General features: G+C 52.5%; 16 protein-coding genes and 1 other annotated feature. Of the genes, 6 read left to right on the top strand and 10 right to left on the bottom strand.

Annotated elements, in window-relative coordinates; translation table 11 throughout:
* The first annotated feature begins 11 nt into the window (after nucleotides 1–11).
* From B3X29_RS17080 to ugd, 3 genes are all read left to right on the top strand, one after another.
* Nucleotides 12–1,184, top strand: coding sequence for an oligosaccharide repeat unit polymerase (locus B3X29_RS17080; protein ID WP_139156350.1), 1,173 nt, complete (start codon nucleotides 12–14; stop codon nucleotides 1,182–1,184).
* Between the two features lie 262 nt (nucleotides 1,185–1,446).
* The gene (gene gndA / locus B3X29_RS17075) at nucleotides 1,447–2,853 is read left to right on the top strand and encodes an NADP-dependent phosphogluconate dehydrogenase (RefSeq protein ID WP_156654857.1); all 1,407 of its coding nucleotides are present in this window, start codon (nucleotides 1,447–1,449) and stop codon (nucleotides 2,851–2,853) included.
* 252 nt (nucleotides 2,854–3,105) lie between these two features.
* A complete protein-coding gene (ugd, locus tag B3X29_RS17070; protein WP_159339557.1) occupies nucleotides 3,106–4,272 on the top strand; it encodes a UDP-glucose 6-dehydrogenase in 1,167 nt (388 codons plus the stop codon).
* Between the two features lie 42 nt (nucleotides 4,273–4,314).
* Here the strand turns inward: ugd and B3X29_RS17065 are convergent, their stop codons facing one another.
* A complete protein-coding gene (locus tag B3X29_RS17065; RefSeq protein WP_159339556.1) occupies nucleotides 4,315–5,319 on the bottom strand; it encodes an NAD-dependent epimerase in 1,005 nt (334 codons plus the stop codon).
* Between the two features lie 194 nt (nucleotides 5,320–5,513).
* On the opposite strand from B3X29_RS17065, the gene wzzB reads away from it, so the two are divergent.
* Nucleotides 5,514–6,491, top strand: a complete 978-nt coding sequence (gene wzzB / locus B3X29_RS17060; protein ID WP_159339555.1) for an LPS O-antigen chain length determinant protein WzzB — start codon at nucleotides 5,514–5,516, stop codon at nucleotides 6,489–6,491.
* 42 nt (nucleotides 6,492–6,533) lie between these two features.
* On the opposite strand, the gene hisIE is transcribed toward wzzB, so the two are convergent.
* From hisIE to hisL, 9 genes are all read right to left on the bottom strand, one after another.
* Nucleotides 6,534–7,145, bottom strand: a complete 612-nt coding sequence (gene hisIE / locus B3X29_RS17055) for a bifunctional phosphoribosyl-AMP cyclohydrolase/phosphoribosyl-ATP diphosphatase HisIE (protein ID WP_156654853.1) — start codon at nucleotides 7,143–7,145, stop codon at nucleotides 6,534–6,536.
* Nucleotides 7,139–7,915, bottom strand: a complete 777-nt coding sequence (hisF, locus tag B3X29_RS17050) for an imidazole glycerol phosphate synthase subunit HisF (RefSeq protein ID WP_159339554.1) — start codon at nucleotides 7,913–7,915, stop codon at nucleotides 7,139–7,141. Before hisF ends, hisIE begins: the two co-directional genes overlap by 7 nt.
* Nucleotides 7,897–8,634, bottom strand: a complete 738-nt coding sequence (gene hisA / locus B3X29_RS17045; RefSeq protein WP_159339553.1) for a 1-(5-phosphoribosyl)-5-[(5-phosphoribosylamino)methylideneamino]imidazole-4-carboxamide isomerase — start codon at nucleotides 8,632–8,634, stop codon at nucleotides 7,897–7,899. Before hisA ends, hisF begins: the two co-directional genes overlap by 19 nt.
* Complete coding sequence (gene hisH / locus B3X29_RS17040; RefSeq protein ID WP_103180193.1) at nucleotides 8,634–9,224, bottom strand: imidazole glycerol phosphate synthase subunit HisH; 591 nt, start codon at nucleotides 9,222–9,224, stop codon at nucleotides 8,634–8,636. Before hisH ends, hisA begins: the two co-directional genes overlap by 1 nt.
* On the bottom strand, nucleotides 9,224–10,291 hold the full coding sequence (gene hisB, locus B3X29_RS17035; protein WP_290559331.1) for a bifunctional histidinol-phosphatase/imidazoleglycerol-phosphate dehydratase HisB: 1,068 nt from the start codon (nucleotides 10,289–10,291) through the stop codon (nucleotides 9,224–9,226). The genes hisH and hisB overlap by 1 nt, the downstream gene beginning before the upstream one ends.
* Nucleotides 10,288–11,349, bottom strand: a complete 1,062-nt coding sequence (gene hisC, locus B3X29_RS17030) for a histidinol-phosphate transaminase (RefSeq protein WP_159339552.1) — start codon at nucleotides 11,347–11,349, stop codon at nucleotides 10,288–10,290. Before hisC ends, hisB begins: the two co-directional genes overlap by 4 nt.
* Nucleotides 11,346–12,650, bottom strand: a complete 1,305-nt coding sequence (gene hisD, locus B3X29_RS17025; RefSeq protein WP_103180190.1) for a histidinol dehydrogenase — start codon at nucleotides 12,648–12,650, stop codon at nucleotides 11,346–11,348. The genes hisC and hisD overlap by 4 nt, the downstream gene beginning before the upstream one ends.
* 5 nt (nucleotides 12,651–12,655) lie before the next feature.
* On the bottom strand, nucleotides 12,656–13,555 hold the full coding sequence (gene hisG / locus B3X29_RS17020) for an ATP phosphoribosyltransferase (RefSeq protein WP_103180189.1): 900 nt from the start codon (nucleotides 13,553–13,555) through the stop codon (nucleotides 12,656–12,658).
* 45 nt (nucleotides 13,556–13,600) lie between these two features.
* Nucleotides 13,601–13,724: a sequence feature (His leader region), on the bottom strand.
* Nucleotides 13,700–13,750 (bottom strand): his operon leader peptide, encoded by a 51-nt coding sequence (gene hisL, locus B3X29_RS17015; RefSeq protein ID WP_001364200.1) that lies wholly within the window; start codon nucleotides 13,748–13,750, stop codon nucleotides 13,700–13,702. It overlaps the preceding feature by 25 nt.
* Before the next feature lie 174 nt (nucleotides 13,751–13,924).
* On the opposite strand from hisL, the gene B3X29_RS17010 reads away from it, so the two are divergent.
* Nucleotides 13,925–14,749 carry an SDR family oxidoreductase gene (locus B3X29_RS17010; protein WP_103180188.1) on the top strand — a complete coding sequence of 275 codons (825 nt, stop codon included), beginning with the start codon at nucleotides 13,925–13,927 and terminating at the stop codon, nucleotides 14,747–14,749.
* Nucleotides 14,750–14,789: 40 nt separating this feature from the next.
* Nucleotides 14,790–15,719 carry a LysR family transcriptional regulator gene (locus B3X29_RS17005; protein WP_103180187.1) on the top strand — a complete coding sequence of 310 codons (930 nt, stop codon included), beginning with the start codon at nucleotides 14,790–14,792 and terminating at the stop codon, nucleotides 15,717–15,719.
* Nucleotides 15,720–15,823: the final 104 nt, after the last annotated feature.

The raw sequence follows: 15,823 nt of genomic DNA, 5'->3' as shown, positions 1-15,823 counted from the left end.
TGTTATTTTCCATGAAAAAAATGTTAATTAACCCCTTTCTTATGTTTGGTTTGACTTTTCTTTCGGTTTTATTTTTTTATCAATTAGGATTGTCCGGGCTTTATTTTAAAGATGAGGGAAGTGTAACCGTTTTTCTAATGGTTATTTTTGCGATTATTTCCATGGCTATTGGTTTTGTTTTTCATCCCTTGTCAAGGTTTTTTATTGAAAGAAAATTAATAAACTTTAGTTTGAAATATAAAAAAAATTATTCCTTATACATTTTGCTAATAGGTTTTGCTCTTGAATGTCTCAACAATGGAGGTATCCCACTTTTAATGGTTTTAAAAGGCCAGGTATATGATTATACTCAGTTTGGTATAAAAACCTTTCATGTTTTTTACATGGGGTATCTCTCTGCTGCTGCTGTTATCAATATTGAAAGGTATGCATATACTAAAGATAAAAAATATCTGAAAATCCCTGCTGTAGCGATTTTAGTTACTATTTTAATTTTAAATAGAGGTGCCACTCTTTTAATAGTCTTCCCTATGGGGCTTATGCTTATTGCTTTAATGAGAAGCAAGTTGACATTCCGGCATATTTTTTTGACGTTTATAGCCATCATTGCTTTTATAATAATGTTCGGTGTTTTAGGAGATAAGCGGATGTCTTCCTCCGGATATGATGATCCTAAAGCCATACTACAGATAGGTGAAGCCGATCCTGTATTTAATGTTCTACCCTCAGGCTTTTTTTGGACGTATTTATATGCAACTTCTCCGATGGCAAACTTGATACATCAGGAGAGTGTTGCAAACCTATCTATGGGAACCGTAGATGATTTTTTAGCTGCTACCATTTATCCTGATTTTGTATCTAAATACACGGATGCCGAGTTATCAGAAAAATATGATCTAAAGAAAATCACTCCAGAATTGAATGTGGGAACTGGATTTAGCATGGCATTTATAATTATGGGGTTTGCAGGAGGATGGTTTCTTTTTCTTTGGTTTATACTAATTACTGCATTTTTTATGTATGCAAACAGGTATACCTATTTTTCATCTGCATGCGCCACGTTGACATCTATGGCAATATTTATGTCTTTTAATAATATGTTAGTATTTAGCTCGTGCGTCTTGCAATTGATTTTTGTCACAGTATTAACCCGCTTTAGATTTAATAATACATTAATAATTTAGTTTTTAGCTATGATAGGCAATAAATACTGATACCCGAACTAATATTAGGATGCCTTATAAGGTTGGCTAATTTTATAAAGTTAGAACGTATGATGCCTATTTTAATTGTAGTTGAATCTTGTATGTGTTCGTTTATCAACCCTTTTCATTATTTTCTTGGTCACATTTAGACCATAATTATTTTTTACTGTTGAAAATGCTTATTTTATTATTGTGATTCAGCATGTAGAATCATCTTAAACACACCTGACAGGAGTAAATAATGTCCAAACAACAGATCGGCGTCGTCGGTATGGCCGTGATGGGGCGCAACCTGGCGCTGAACATCGAAAGCCGTGGTTATACCGTCTCCGTTTTCAACCGCTCCCGTGATAAAACTGAAGAAGTAATTGCCGAGAACCCAGGCAAAAAACTCGTTCCGTTCTATACGGTTCAGGAGTTTGTTGAATCCCTGGAGACGCCTCGTCGTATCCTGTTAATGGTGAAAGCTGGCGCTGGTACTGATGCTGCCATCGACTCCCTGAAACCGTATCTGGAAAAAGGCGACATCATCATTGATGGCGGCAACACCTTCTTCCACGACACCATTCGTCGTAACCGTGAACTGTCAGCTGAAGGCTTCAACTTTATCGGTACCGGTGTATCCGGCGGTGAAGAGGGCGCGCTGAAGGGCCCATCTATTATGCCAGGCGGCCAGAAAGATGCTTACGAGCTGGTTGCGCCAATCCTGACTAAGATTGCTGCTGTTGCCGAAGATGGTGAGCCGTGTGTAACCTATATCGGTCCGGATGGTGCGGGTCATTACGTAAAAATGGTTCACAACGGTATTGAATATGGCGATATGCAGCTGATTGCTGAAGCCTATTCTCTGCTGAAAGGCGGCCTGAATCTCACTAACGACGAGCTGGCGCAAACCTTCACCGACTGGAACAACGGTGAACTGAGCAGCTACCTGATCGACATCACCAAAGACATTTTCACCAAGAAAGATGAAGACGGTAAATACCTCGTCGATGTGATCCTTGATGAAGCGGCAAACAAAGGTACCGGTAAATGGACCAGCCAGAGCTCCCTGGATCTGGGCGAGCCCCTGTCCCTGATCACTGAATCGGTCTTTGCACGTTATATCTCTTCCCTGAAAGAGCAGCGTGTCGCGGCTTCTAAAGTGCTGAGCGGTCCGCAGCCGAAACTGGCCGGTGATAAAGCGGAATTTATCGAGAAAGTTCGCCGTGCACTGTACCTGGGCAAAATCGTCTCTTACGCTCAGGGCTTCTCTCAGCTGCGCGCCGCGTCTGACGAAAACAACTGGGATCTGAACTACGGTGAAATCGCGAAGATCTTCCGTGCCGGTTGCATCATACGCGCTCAGTTCCTGCAAAAAATCACCGATGCCTATACTGAAAACGCGGACATCGCAAACCTGCTGCTGGCACCATACTTCAAGCAGATTGCCGATGATTACCAGCAGGCGCTGCGTGATGTCGTCGCTTATGCGGTACAGAACGGTATTCCGGTTCCAACCTTCTCTGCAGCCGTTGCTTATTACGATAGCTATCGTGCCGCCGTGCTGCCTGCCAACCTGATTCAGGCGCAGCGTGACTACTTCGGTGCACATACCTATAAACGCACTGATAAAGAAGGTGTATTCCACACCGAGTGGCTGGATTAATCTGATTTAACTCAGTCATGTAGCGAAGCCCGGTGAACATCACCGGGCTTTTTTTATGTGTAATACCCTGCATTACCTCGGCTGATTCAACCGACACGCTAGAGCGCAGCATAAACCACTGTATTTATGCCTTTCTGTAGCCAGCCATACGCCTTGACATCAACTCGGCATACGAGGTAAAACCCCCAAAAGTTGCTTATTGCGGTGGGGCGGTAGTCGCTCCCGGACACTTAATCTAAAGAAGTTAACTCAATGAAAATAACAATCTCCGGAACAGGTTATGTGGGTCTCTCAAACGGGATCCTGATCGCGCAACACCACGAAGTGGTCGCACTGGATATCGTGCAGGCCAAAGTTGATATGCTGAACCAGAAGATCTCTCCCATCGTGGATAAAGAGATCCAGGAGTACCTGAGCAACAAGCCGTTGAACTTCCGGGCCACCACGGACAAAGTTGATGCCTACACCGGGGCCGATTTTGTCATCATCGCCACGCCAACCGACTACGATCCGAAGACGAACTACTTCAATACTTCAAGCGTTGAGGCGGTGATCAAGGACGTGACGGCAATCAATCCGAATGCCGTGATGATCATCAAATCGACCATTCCTGTTGGCTTCACTCAGTCGATTAAAGAAGAGCTGGGTATCGATAATGTCATCTTCTCACCCGAGTTTCTGCGTGAGGGCAGGGCATTGTACGATAACCTGCACCCATCCCGTATTGTTATCGGTGAGCGCTCAGCGCGTGCGGAACGCTTTGCTGCGCTGCTCCAGGAAGGCGCAATCAAACAGAATATTGATGTGCTGTTCACGGATGCGACAGAAGCTGAAGCCATTAAACTCTTTGCTAACACCTATCTGGCTATGCGTGTTGCCTACTTTAACGAGCTGGACAGCTACGCAGAGAGCCTTGGGTTGAATACCCGTCAGATCATCGAAGGCGTGTGCCTCGACCCGCGTATCGGCAACCATTATAACAATCCGTCCTTCGGTTATGGCGGCTATTGCCTGCCGAAAGACACCAAGCAGCTGCTGGCTAACTATCAATCCGTACCAAACAATTTAATCTCTGCCATTGTGGATGCTAACCGGACGCGTAAGGACTTCATCGCCGACTCCATTCTGGCGCGTCACCCGAAAGTGGTGGGAGTGTACCGTCTGATCATGAAGAGCGGCTCGGATAACTTCCGAGCCTCCTCCATTCAGGGGATCATGAAGCGTATTAAGGCGAAGGGCGTACAGGTTATTATTTATGAACCGGTGATGAAAGAGGATGAATTCTTCCATTCACGTGTGGTTCGCGATCTGGAGGCCTTCAAAAAAGAGGCGGATGTGATCATCTCCAACCGGATGGCGGAAGAGCTCTCTGACGTGGCGGATAAGGTCTATACCCGCGATCTGTTTGGTAGCGACTGATACAGCAGTTAAAAAAGCCCGGCATTATCGCCGGGCTTTTTCTTATACCTTGTAAAATCCGCGGTACCAGTCAACGAAGTTTTTCACGCCATCCTTCACCGAAGTCTGCGGTTTAAAGCCGATGACCTCATACAGGGCGGAGGTATCCGCGCTGGTCTCCAGCACGTCGCCAGGCTGAATCGGCATCATGTTTTTGTCCGCTTCAATGCCTAACGCCTCCTCCAGCGCCGTGATGTAGTCCATCAGCTCCACGGGGGAGCTGTTACCGATATTATAAACGCGATACGGCGCGGAACTGGTGGCCGGAGAGCCAGACTCAACCGTCCATTCACTGTCTGCCTGAGGGATCACATCCTGCAGGCGAACAATGGCTTCAGCAATATCATCGATATAGGTGAAGTCACGCTTCATCTTGCCAAAGTTATAAACATCGATGCTCTTACCTTCCACCATGGCTTTAGTGAACTTAAACAGCGCCATGTCCGGACGACCCCAGGGGCCGTAAACGGTAAAGAAGCGCAGACCGGTCGTTGGCAGTCCGTAAAGATGTGAGTAGGTGTGCGACATTAATTCGTTGGCTTTTTTGGTCGCGGCGTAGAGCGATACCGGGTGGTCAACGGAATCGTCGGTTGAAAAAGGCATTTTACGGTTTAGTCCGTAAACAGAGCTGGAAGAGGCGTACAGCAGGTGCTGTACTTTATTGTGACGGCAGCCTTCCAGTATGTTCAGATGACCAACCAGGTTAGCTTCTGCATAGGCGTGCGGATTGTCCAGGGAGTAGCGTACGCCTGCCTGCGCGGCGAGATGAATGACGCGATCGAATTTTTCTTCAGCGAACAGGGTGGCCATACCTTCGCGGTCAGCCAGATCGAGTTTTTGGAAGGTGAAGTTAGCGGACGTCAAAAGATCAAGACGCGCCTGCTTGAGGTTCACATCGTAATAGTCATTGAGGTTGTCGATACCCACAACCTGATGACCCGCATCCAGAAGCCGCTTGCTGACATGTGCGCCGATAAAGCCTGCTGCGCCAGTGACCAGAAATTTCATAACTGTCCTCATCTATGACTTATCATGTCCGGTGCGTTAAGTACCGAATTTAGCGTATGATAACGCGATGCGCAGGGTTACCAAACATCATATTTTCGATATGCCTCATCGGATTCCTATAGATAATCCGAAAACAATCGATAAACTATATCCCAGACTTTATACTTTGCGCTTATTTGCATTCCAAGGACTATATGACTCACAACAATAACGTGGTCACGCGAAGCAGTGACCCTGAGCAGATTGATCTGATTGATCTTGTCGTCCAGCTGTGGCGGGGAAAATGGGTCATTGCTGCTTTTATCGCCATCGCATTGATTCTTGCAGGCGTGTACCTGGCTTTTGCTAAAGAGAAGTGGACTTCTACAGCAATCATTACTGAACCAGACGCTGCCCAAATAGGGAACTACAGTACTGCACTGAATATTCTTTTTGGTACCGCGGCACCAAAATTATCAGATATTCAGGAGACTGTAATTACCCGCTATAACGCCTCGTTCTCGGCGTTGTCCCAATCTCTTGAGAACCAGGTCGAACCGGAAAAGCTGACAATCGAGCCTACTGTTAAAGGCCAAAACTTCCCATTAAGCATTAACTATGTGAATAGTTCAGCCGAGTCGGCGCAAAAACAGGTGGCGAAGTATATCCAGCAAATTGATGAGCAGATTCAAAAAGAGCTTGAAGTTGACCTCAATGACAACATTAAACAGCAGGTTGCTACCCTGAAAGACGTGTTGAGTAATCAGGAAACTATTGCTCAGGAACAAAAAGACCTGCGCATCAAACAGATTTCAGAAGCGCTCAAGTACGCCGAGGCGGCAAATATTACCACTCCTAAAATTCAACAGACTCAGGATGTTACTCAGGAAACCATGTTTCTGTTAGGTACCGAAGCGTTGCAAGAAATGATCGCGCGTGAGACTTCACGTCCGCTAACATTCTCAGAAAGTTATTATCAAAACAAACAGAAACTGCTCGACATTCAGAAGTTGAAAATCGATCCAACCACCATTCATGCGTATCGTTACGTGATGAAGCCAGATCTGCCGATTCGTCGTGACAGTCCTAAACGCGCGCTAGTTCTGGTTCTGGCCGTATTACTCGGCGGTATCATTGGCTCCGGTGTGGTGTTAGGCCGCAACGCGCTGCGTAACTATAACGCCAGAGCCTGATACAGATTCAACAGCTAAAAAAACCGGGTTTCCCCGGTTTTTTTATTTGTGCCGCTGGCGCAGATTCTCAATCACCGTCGTTAAGTCCAGATCTTGATCCTGGAGCAGCACCAGCAGGTGATACATCAGGTCAGAGGCTTCATTGGTTAGTTCAGCCCGGTCGTTCACGGTGGCGGCCAGGGCTGTCTCAACGCCTTCTTCACCCACTTTCTGCGCGATGCGCTTGGTGCCGCTGGCATAGAGTTTCGCGGTATAGGAACTTTGTGGATCGGCCGTTTTACGTTCAGCCAGCAACTGCTCCAGCTGATAGAGGAATAGCCACTGGTGGCTGGCGTCGCCAAAGCAGCTGCTGGTGCCCAGGTGGCACGTAGGCCCGATAGGGTTAACCAGCACCAGCAGCGTATCGTTATCGCAGTCAGGGGTGATACTGACCACATTCAGGAAATGACCTGAGGTTTCGCCCTTGGTCCACAACCGCTGTTTGGTGCGTGAGAAGAAAGTCACTTTGCCGCTATCGACGGTCTTCGCCAGGGCGTCCTGATTCATATAGCCCAGCATCAGTACTTCACCGGACACCGCGTGCTGCACCACCACCGGCATCAGGCCGTCGGTTTTTTCCCAGTCCAGCTGCGCACGTTGTTGCTCTGTTAACATACCCTAATCTCCACGCCCTGATTCGCCAGGAACGTTTTTAACTCACCAATATTGATAATCTGCTTGTGGAATACCGAGGCCGCCAGCGCGCCGTCAACATCGGCATCACGGAAAGCTTCCAGGAAGTGCTCCATCGTGCCTGCGCCACCCGAGGCAATCAGCGGCACATGGCAGACGGCGCGCACCTTTTTCAGCTGCTCGAGGTCATAACCGTTGCGCACGCCGTCCTGGTTCATCATATTCAGGACAATCTCCCCCGCACCGCGCTTCTGCACTTCCTGTACCCACTCCAGTGTCTCCCACTGAGTCACGCGGGTACGGCTCTCATCGCCGGTGTACTGGTTAACGTGGTATTTGCCGGTGGCTTCATCAAACCAGGTGTCGATGCCGACCACAATGCACTGTACGCCAAACCGATCCGCGAGACGGGTAATCAGTTCGGGATCGGCCAGGGCAGGGGAGTTGATGGAGATCTTATCGGCGCCAAAGGAGAGAATTTTGGCCGCATCGTCCGCCGATTTAATTCCACCCGCCACGCAGAAAGGAATATCGATCACTTCCGCCACGCGCGCCACCCAGCTTTTATCCACCACGCGTCCATCGCTGGAAGCGGTAATATCATAAAAGACCAGCTCGTCAGCCCCTTCTTCCGCATAGCGTTTTGCCAGCGGAACGATATCGCCGATGATTTCGTGGTTGCGGAACTGCACACCCTTCACGACCTGACCATCCCGCACGTCGAGACAAGGAATTATCCGTTTTGCCAGCATTGAATCGCCTCCGTTACAGTAAATTTTTCTTCCAGCAGGGCGCGACCAACGATAACCCCACGAACGCCCGTACCGCGCAGGGCCGCGATATCATTTAAATCACCAATGCCGCCCGAAGACTGGAATGCCACCTGCGGGTAACGGGCGCACACCTCTTCGTACAGCGACACGTTAGAGCCCGCCAGGGTGCCGTCGCGGGAGATATCGGTGCATAAAACATGCTTCAGGCCCACCGGCAGGTAGAGATCGACCAGCGCCTCCAGCGTCACCCCAGAGTTCTCCTGCCAGCCGCTGACCGCAACCTTTTTTTGACCCTGGTCATCGATACGCACATCCAGCGCCAGCACCAGCGCGTCGGCGCCGAAGCGTGTGAACCAGCCTTTTACCGTCTCGGGATCGTTCACCGCGGTGGAGCCGACCACCACGCGCGCCACGCCCGCGTCGAGCAGCGCCGCCACATCTTCTTCGGTACGCACGCCGCCGCCAACCTGCACCGGAACATTAACGCCCGCGACCAGTTTTTTCAGCAGTGGGATCTGGCGTCTGGCCGGTTCTTTCGCCCCGGTGAGATCAACCAAGTGCAGCACCTCGGCGCCCTGGGCGGCATAGTCCTGCAGTCGGGGCAGCGGATCGTTGCCATAGTCGCGTTGCTGGCCGTAATCGCCCTGGTGCAGACGGACAACCGTGCCGTCAATTAAATCTAAAGCAGGAATAATCATCACATCTCCAGGAAGTTTTTCAGCAGCTGCGCGCCTGCGGCACCGGAGCGCTCTGGGTGAAACTGCACGCCGTAGAAGTTATCTTTCTGCACTGCGGCGGTGAAGGGCTCGCCGTAATGACACTGAGCGATAGTGTGTGTGTTCACCGGCATTGCGTAGCTGTGCACGAAATAGAAGTACGCCCCGTCCTCAATACCACGGAACAGGCGATCGCCCGCTTTCGGGTAGACGCGGTTCCAGCCCATGTGCGGCAGAGGTAAACCGTGATCGGTCATTTTCGGCACGTCTTCATCAATAATGCCCAGCAGGTCCACGCCGTTGGACTCTTCACTGCGGCGGCCCAGCAGCTGCATGCCCAGACAAATTCCCAGCACCGGCTGGGTACAGGCCTTAATCAGCTCGACCAGCTCACGCTGGTGGATCTGATCCATCGCCGCCTGCGCCGTACCGACGCCCGGTAAGAAAAGTTTGCTGGCGCGCAGTACCACATCCGGATCGCGGCTGACCAGCGGCTCGTAGCCATGGCGGGCAATGGCTGATTTTACGGAGTTAAGGTTGGCGCAACCGGTATCGAGGATCACCACGTTCATCACAGCACTCCTTTCGACGACGGCAGGGTATCGCCTTCCACGCGAATGGCCTGGCGCAGGGTGCGGCCAAAGGCCTTAAAGAGGCTCTCCACGCGGTGGTGATCGTTCTTACCTTTGGTTTTCAGGTGCAGCGTCAGGCCCATGGCGTAGGAGAGGGAGCGGAAGAAGTGCTCAACCATCTCGGTGCTCAGGTCGCCTACGCGCTGGTAGGTAAAGTCAGCTTTATATTCCAGGTGCGGACGGCCAGAGATATCCAGCGCGCAGCGCGCCAGGCACTCATCCATCGGCAGCACAAAGCCAAAGCGGTTAATCCCGCGCTTGTCACCCAGCGCGAGCTTCAGCGCTTCGCCCAGCGCCAGGCCGGTATCTTCCACGGTGTGGTGATCGTCAATGTAGAGATCGCCTTTCACGCCGATCTCCATACGGAATCCACCGTGGGTAGCGATCTGATCCAGCATATGATCGAAAAAGCCCACGCCGGTGTGGATTTTGCTGCCGCCTTCGCGATCCAGCCAGACCTTAACGTCGATCTGCGTCTCTTTGGTATTACGCTCCACGTGGGAGAAACGATCGCGTTTGGTCAGCTGCTCGCCAATCATCGCCCAGTTCAGGGCGTCACGGTGATAGCGCAGGCCCGTAATTCCCATATTAGCGGCCAGTTTTATGTCGGTAGCGCGATCGCCAATCACGTAGCTGTTGGCTTTATCCAGCGCCGCTTCGGCCAGATACTGCTCGACCAGCTTCACTTTCGGCTTACGGCAGTCGCAATTATCAGCGGGTAAATGCGGGCAAATCAACACTTCATCAAAGGCGACGCCCTGTGAGGTCAGGATCTGCATCATCAGATCGTGCGGGCCGTCAAAATCGGCCTGCGGGAAGCTGTCGGTGCCCAGACCGTCCTGGTTGGTGATCATTACCAGCTTAAAACCGGCTTTTTGCAGCTTAAGCAGCACCGGAATGACATCGGCTTCAAACGCCAGCTTGTCGAAACGATCGACCTGAAAATCCGAGGGTGGTTCCGAAATAATGGTGCCGTCACGATCGATAAAGAGGTACTTCTGGCTCATACTTTCTCCGCATTCAGGGCGTCGATAACGCGCTGGCTCTCTTCCCGGGTGCCTACGGTAATGCGTAAGCAGCCACTCAAAGAGGGTTGTTTGTTCTGGTCTCTAAGGATAATGCCCTGATCCCACAAAGATTTAAATACTGCACTCGAGGCGGTAAAACGCGCCAGAATATAGTTGGTTTCTGAGTCGAAAACCTGTTCAACGCAGGCAATGGTTTTAAGTGCGCTGACCAGATACTGACGCTCGTCAACGATCTGCGCCACGCGGCTGCGCATGGCCGTAATGCCGTCTGCCGACAGCGCCTGCGCGGCGATATCCGCCACTGGCGTCGAGAGCGGATAAGGCGCAATCACCTTCATCAGCAGATCGATCACCTCTTTATTCGCCAGGGTAAAGCCGCAGCGCAGCCCGGCCAGGGCAAACGCTTTTGACAGGGTCCGCAGGATCACCAGGTGCGGATACTCTGCCAGCCAGCCGGCCAGCGTCGCCTGGGGGCAAAACTCAATATAGGCTTCATCGGCGACCACCAGCGCTTTGCCGCGGGTCATCTCCAGCAGGGCGCGAATATCCTGCGGATTAATCAGCTGGCCGGTGGGGTTGTTCGGACTGCAGACAAACACCACCTTCACGCCGTCGAGATTATCGGCAATGCCCTGTAAATCAAGCTGCCAATTTTCCAGAGTTGGCACTTTACGTAGCTCAACGTTGAAGGTTTCGGCGCTGACGCTGTACATGCCGTAGGTCGGCGGGCAGTAGAGCACCGCGTCTTTGCCCGGCTCGCAGAAGGCGCGGATCAGTAGTTCGATACCTTCATCCGCACCGCGGCTCACCAGCACCTGCTCCGGTTGCACACCAGCGTAGGCCGCATAGTTTTCAATGACCGCTTTCGGCTGACACTCCGGATAGCGGTTCAGCGTCTGCTGGGTCAGCTCAAAGGCGACAGGCGTCGGAAATTCGTTGGCATTCAGCCAGACATCGCCATTGCCCCCCAGGCGGCGGGCAGACTGATACGGGGTCAGGGCGCGAACGTTGTCGCGGGCTAACTCTTCAATACTCATGCTTGCTCCTTCAGGGCGGCAACGCGCAGCGTCACGGCATTTTTGTGGGCGGTCAACCGTTCAGCGGCGGCCAGCGTTTCGATGGTCGCGGCGAGGGAGGCAAAGCCCTCGCGGGAGAGTTCCTGCACGGTCATACGCTTCTGGAAATCCGCCAGCCCCAGGCTGGAGCAGGTGGCGGTATAACCGTATGTCGGCAGCACGTGGTTCGTTCCGGAAGCGTAATCCCCTGCGGACTCCGGGGACCAGTCCCCAAGGAATACCGAACCGGCGCTGGTGATGCTGTCGACCAGCTCACGGGCGTTGCGGGTCTGAATGATCAGGTGCTCCGGGCCATAGAGATTAGAGATGGCGATGCACTGGTCCAGATCCCGGGCGACAATCAGGCGGCTGGCAGAGAGCGCCTGACGGGCAGTCTCTGCCCGGGGCAGATCCGCGAGCTGACGTTCTACGGCTTCACCCACTCGTTTTGCCATATCTGCATCCGGTGTCAGCAGGATAACCTGTGAATCCGGGCCGTGCTCGGCCTGGGAGAGCAGATCGGAAGCGACAAAATCCGGGGTCGCGCCGCTGTCTGCAATCACCAGTACCTCCGACGGACCGGCTGGCATATCGATGGCCGCACCGTCCAGCCGCTGGCTGACCTGGCGCTTGGCTTCGGTGACGAAGGCGTTGCCCGGGCCGAAGATTTTATCCACGCGCGGAACGGACTCCGTCCCCAGCGCCAGCGCCGCAATAGCCTGCGCCCCGCCGACGTTGAAGATCTCCTGTACCCCGCACAGCTGCGCGGCATAGAGGATTTCATCGGCAATCGGTGGCGGAGAGCAGAGCACCACTTTACGGCAACCGGCGATACGGGCAGGGGTCGCCAGCATCAACACGGTAGAGAAGAGCGGAGCGGAGCCACCCGGAATATACAAGCCCACCGAGTCGACCGGACGGGTCACCTGCTGGCAGCGTACGCCGGGCAGGGTTTCCACATCGACGGTTTGTAGCTTTTGCGCAGTGTGGAAGGTATCAATGTTCTGTACCGCGACAGCCATCGCCTGCCTTAACTCATCGCTCAGACGCGCTGCGGCCTCGGTAATCTCCTGCTCGCTGACCTTCAGCGCCGCGACGTCGGTTTTATCAAACTTAGCGCTGTACTCCCGCAGGGCGTCGTCGCCTCGGGTTTTCACATTTTCCAGAATCTCCGCCACGGTGCGGGTAATGCTCTGTGACGCGGAGATAGCCGGGCGCATCAGCAGGGCGCGCTGCTGTTCCGCGCTACAGGTGTTCCAGTCGATCACGGTGTTAAAGCTCATGGTTGTTACTCCATCATCTTCTCAATCGGCAACACCAGGATAGAGCTGGCCCCCAGCGCTTTCAGTTTTTCCATAGTTTCCCAGAACAGGGTTTCGCTGCTGACCATGTGCATCGCCACGCGCTGCTGATCCCCTGCCAGCGGCAGAATAGTAGGGCGTTCAGCGCCCGGCAGCAGGGCAATCACTTCATCCAGGCGTTCGGTAGGCGCATGCATCATGATGTACTTAGATTCACGGGCCTGGATCACACCCTGAATACGGGTCAGCAGACGGTCAATCAGCTGCTGCTTGGCTTCCGGCATTTCGCCGTCGCGCTGGATCAGACAGGCTTTGGAGCGGTAGATCACTTCCACTTCGCGCAGGCCGTTCGCTTCAAGCGTGGCGCCCGTGGAAACCAGATCGCAAATTGCATCAGCCAGACCGGCACGCGGCGCAACTTCAACAGAACCATTCAGCAGACAGGATTTAAACTGCACGCCCTTCTGATCGAGGTAGCGCTTCAGCAGGTGAGGGTAGGAGGTGGCAATTCGCTTGCCGTTCAGGGAAGCCGGGCCGTCCCACGGTTCGTCAGCCGCGGTGGCCAGCGACAGGCGGCAGCCGCCAAAATCCAGACGGCGCAGCGTGAAGTAGCGCGGATCTTCGCCCTGGGCGCGGCGGGTCAGCAGCTCTTCTTCCAGCACGTTTTCGCCAATGATGCCCAGATCCACCACGCCGTCCATCACCAGGCCCGGAATGTCATCGTCACGCACGCGCAGAATATCAATCGGCATATTCTCTGCCAGCGCAATCAGACGCTGCGTGTGCAGGTTAATTTTTATGCCACAGCGCGCCAGCAGTTCGCGTGAATCGTCGCTAAGACGACCTGATTTCTGCATAGCTATGCGTAAACGTGAATTATCTAACATTGTCGGTTCCTCATGATCCTGTTGTAACTTGCCTGAACACGGTCCAAAAAAAAGCCCCCGGAAGATGATCTTCCGGGGGCTTTTTCTTGCGTTCATGCACCACTGGAAGATCTAACTGTCTTCCAGCACACATCGCCTGAAAGACTAGTCAGGATGATGGTGATGATGGTGGTGTTTAAATTGAACGCGTGTCATAAAATTCTCGATGAATGCTTATTCATGTGATGTCGTTTAACCTAAACCACTTGCGCTATATAAAGCAAGGGCTTTTTTTAATCATTAAATGATTTCATATTAGCGCTATCAATTGTCAGTTCAGCGTGGCTGGCGTAGCCTTACAGCAGAGGCGTAATAGTCAGGAGAAAACGCATGAAAAAGGTCGCAATTGTCGGTCTGGGATGGCTTGGAATGCCGCTGGCTATGTCGTTACAGGCGCGGGGCTGGCACGTCACTGGCAGCAAAACCACCGCAGATGGCGTCGAGGCGGCGCGGATGTGCGGTATTGAGAGCGTTGAGTTGCGCCTTGAGCCGGAACTGGTATGCGACGCCGATGACCTGGACGCTCTGATGAATGTGGATGCGCTGGTATTAACGCTGCCGGCACGTCGCACCGGTCCGGGTGAAACCTATTATCTGCAAGCGGTGCAGGAAATTGTCGACAGCGCGCTGGCACACCATATTCCGCGCATTATTTTCACCAGCTCAACCTCGGTATATGGCGATGTCGAAGGTGCCGTCAAAGAAAATATGCCGCGCCAGCCGGTAACCTCCAGCGGGCGTGTTTTAAAAGAGCTGGAGGACTGGCTGCATAATTTACCCGGCACCCAGGTGGATATATTACGGCTTGCGGGGCTGGTTGGGCCTGGCCGTCATCCGGGGCGCTTTTTTGCCGGAAAATCAGCGCCTGACGGACAACATGGCGTCAATCTGGTACACCTTGAAGATGTTATTGGTGCGATTACTCTGCTATTACAGGCTCCAAAGGGCGGGCACATCTATAATATATGTGCGCCCTCTCATCCGACACGCAGTACATTCTATCCGGTGATGGCTCGTCAGCTTGGCCTGGCACCACCGCACTTTCACGATGCCCCTGGAGAGGGGAAGGGCAAATTGATTGATGGGAACCGCATCTGTCATGAACTGGGATTTGAGTATCTCTTTCCCGATCCGCTGGTTATGCCTATGGAGTAACGCCGCTGGCGGAGCGTAAGCGCACCACAAGGGGGTGAGCATGAAACCGCTGCTGGATGTCCTAATCATCCTCGATGCCCTGGAAAAAGAGGGGAGCTTTGCTGCGGCGTCGGCGAAGCTCTTTAAAACGCCCTCCGCCCTCAGTTATACCGTTCATAAGCTTGAAAGCGACCTCAACATTCAGATCCTCGACCGTACCGGCCACCGGGCGCGCTTTACCCGCACCGGAAAAATGCTGCTGGAAAAAGGGCGGGAAGTGTTGCATTCAGTACGCGAGCTGGAAAAGCAGGCCGTCAAACTGCATCAGGGCTGGGAAAATGAGCTGGTAATCGGCGTAGACGACACCTTTCCCTTTTCACTGCTCTCGCCGCTGATTGAAGCCTTCTATCAGCGACACAGCGTTACCCGGCTTAAGTTTATCAACGGCGTCCTCGCGGGCTCTTGGGAAGCGCTGGTGCAGGGGCGGGCAGATATCGTCGTCGGCGCATTACACGAGCCGCCCCAGCTCAGTGAATTTGGTTTTGCCTGTCTGGGGCAGCTCGAACAGGTCTTCGTCATTGCCCCGCACCATCCTTTAGCCCAGGAGCCAGAGCCAATTAACCGCCGGGTCATTAAAAGCTACCGTGCCATCGTGGTGGGCGACAGCGCTTTGCCTGGCTGCACCGCGTCATCGCAGCTGCTCGACGATCAGGAAGCCATTACCGTTTTCGATTTTAAAACCAAACTGGAACTGCAAATAAGCGGCTTAGGCTGCGGTTACCTTCCGCGTTATTTAGCTCAGCGTTTTATCGAAAGTGGGGCGTTAATTGAGAAGCAGGTGATGGCGCAATCCAGTTATGATTCAGTATGGATAGGCTGGAATGAACAGACTGCTGGCCTCGCCAGTGCCTGGTGGCGGCAGGAAATTTTAGCAAATAGTGCTATTGCTGCTGTTTATGCCCAAAGCGAAGCCGGAAAATCAAGCAATTAGTATGAATTATTGTTTCAAATTGCCGTCGCACCCTTGCCTTTTCGCCTCAAACCAGGGCAAAATGCGCCGCTGCAAACATATAAATAATCGACGATATAAAAGGC

The organism is Leclercia sp. UBA5076 (assembly GCF_002416465.1).
Lineage (GTDB): Bacteria > Pseudomonadota > Gammaproteobacteria > Enterobacterales > Enterobacteriaceae > Enterobacter.
The sequence above is the reverse complement of the archived record's forward strand: the minus strand, read 5'-3'. Positions and strand labels throughout refer to the sequence as shown.

Bases quoted from the DNA above. Each gene is read 5' to 3' on its own strand.
- hisC (WP_159339552.1), bottom strand. From the start codon at position 11,349: ATGAGTATTGAAGAGTTAGCCCGCGACAACGTTCGCGCCCTGACCCCG.
- B3X29_RS17065 (WP_159339556.1), bottom strand. From the start codon at position 5,319: ATGAAATTTCTGGTCACTGGCGCAGCAGGCTTTATCGGCGCACATGTC.
- hisH (WP_103180193.1), bottom strand. From the start codon at position 9,224: ATGAACGTGGTGATCCTCGATACCGGTTGCGCCAACCTTAACTCCGTA.
- hisIE (WP_156654853.1), bottom strand. From the start codon at position 7,145: ATGTTAACAGAGCAACAACGTGCGCAGCTGGACTGGGAAAAAACCGAC.
- hisF (WP_159339554.1), bottom strand. From the start codon at position 7,915: ATGCTGGCAAAACGGATAATTCCTTGTCTCGACGTGCGGGATGGTCAG.
- B3X29_RS17010 (WP_103180188.1), top strand. From the start codon at position 13,925: ATGAAAAAGGTCGCAATTGTCGGTCTGGGATGGCTTGGAATGCCGCTG.
- ugd (WP_159339557.1), top strand. From the start codon at position 3,106: ATGAAAATAACAATCTCCGGAACAGGTTATGTGGGTCTCTCAAACGGG.
- B3X29_RS17080 (WP_139156350.1), top strand. From the start codon at position 12: ATGAAAAAAATGTTAATTAACCCCTTTCTTATGTTTGGTTTGACTTTT.
- gndA (WP_156654857.1), top strand. From the start codon at position 1,447: ATGTCCAAACAACAGATCGGCGTCGTCGGTATGGCCGTGATGGGGCGC.
- hisD (WP_103180190.1), bottom strand. From the start codon at position 12,650: ATGAGCTTTAACACCGTGATCGACTGGAACACCTGTAGCGCGGAACAG.
- hisB (WP_290559331.1), bottom strand. From the start codon at position 10,291: ATGAGCCAGAAGTACCTCTTTATCGATCGTGACGGCACCATTATTTCG.
- hisG (WP_103180189.1), bottom strand. From the start codon at position 13,555: ATGTTAGATAATTCACGTTTACGCATAGCTATGCAGAAATCAGGTCGT.
- hisA (WP_159339553.1), bottom strand. From the start codon at position 8,634: ATGATTATTCCTGCTTTAGATTTAATTGACGGCACGGTTGTCCGTCTG.
- B3X29_RS17005 (WP_103180187.1), top strand. From the start codon at position 14,790: ATGAAACCGCTGCTGGATGTCCTAATCATCCTCGATGCCCTGGAAAAA.
- wzzB (WP_159339555.1), top strand. From the start codon at position 5,514: ATGACTCACAACAATAACGTGGTCACGCGAAGCAGTGACCCTGAGCAG.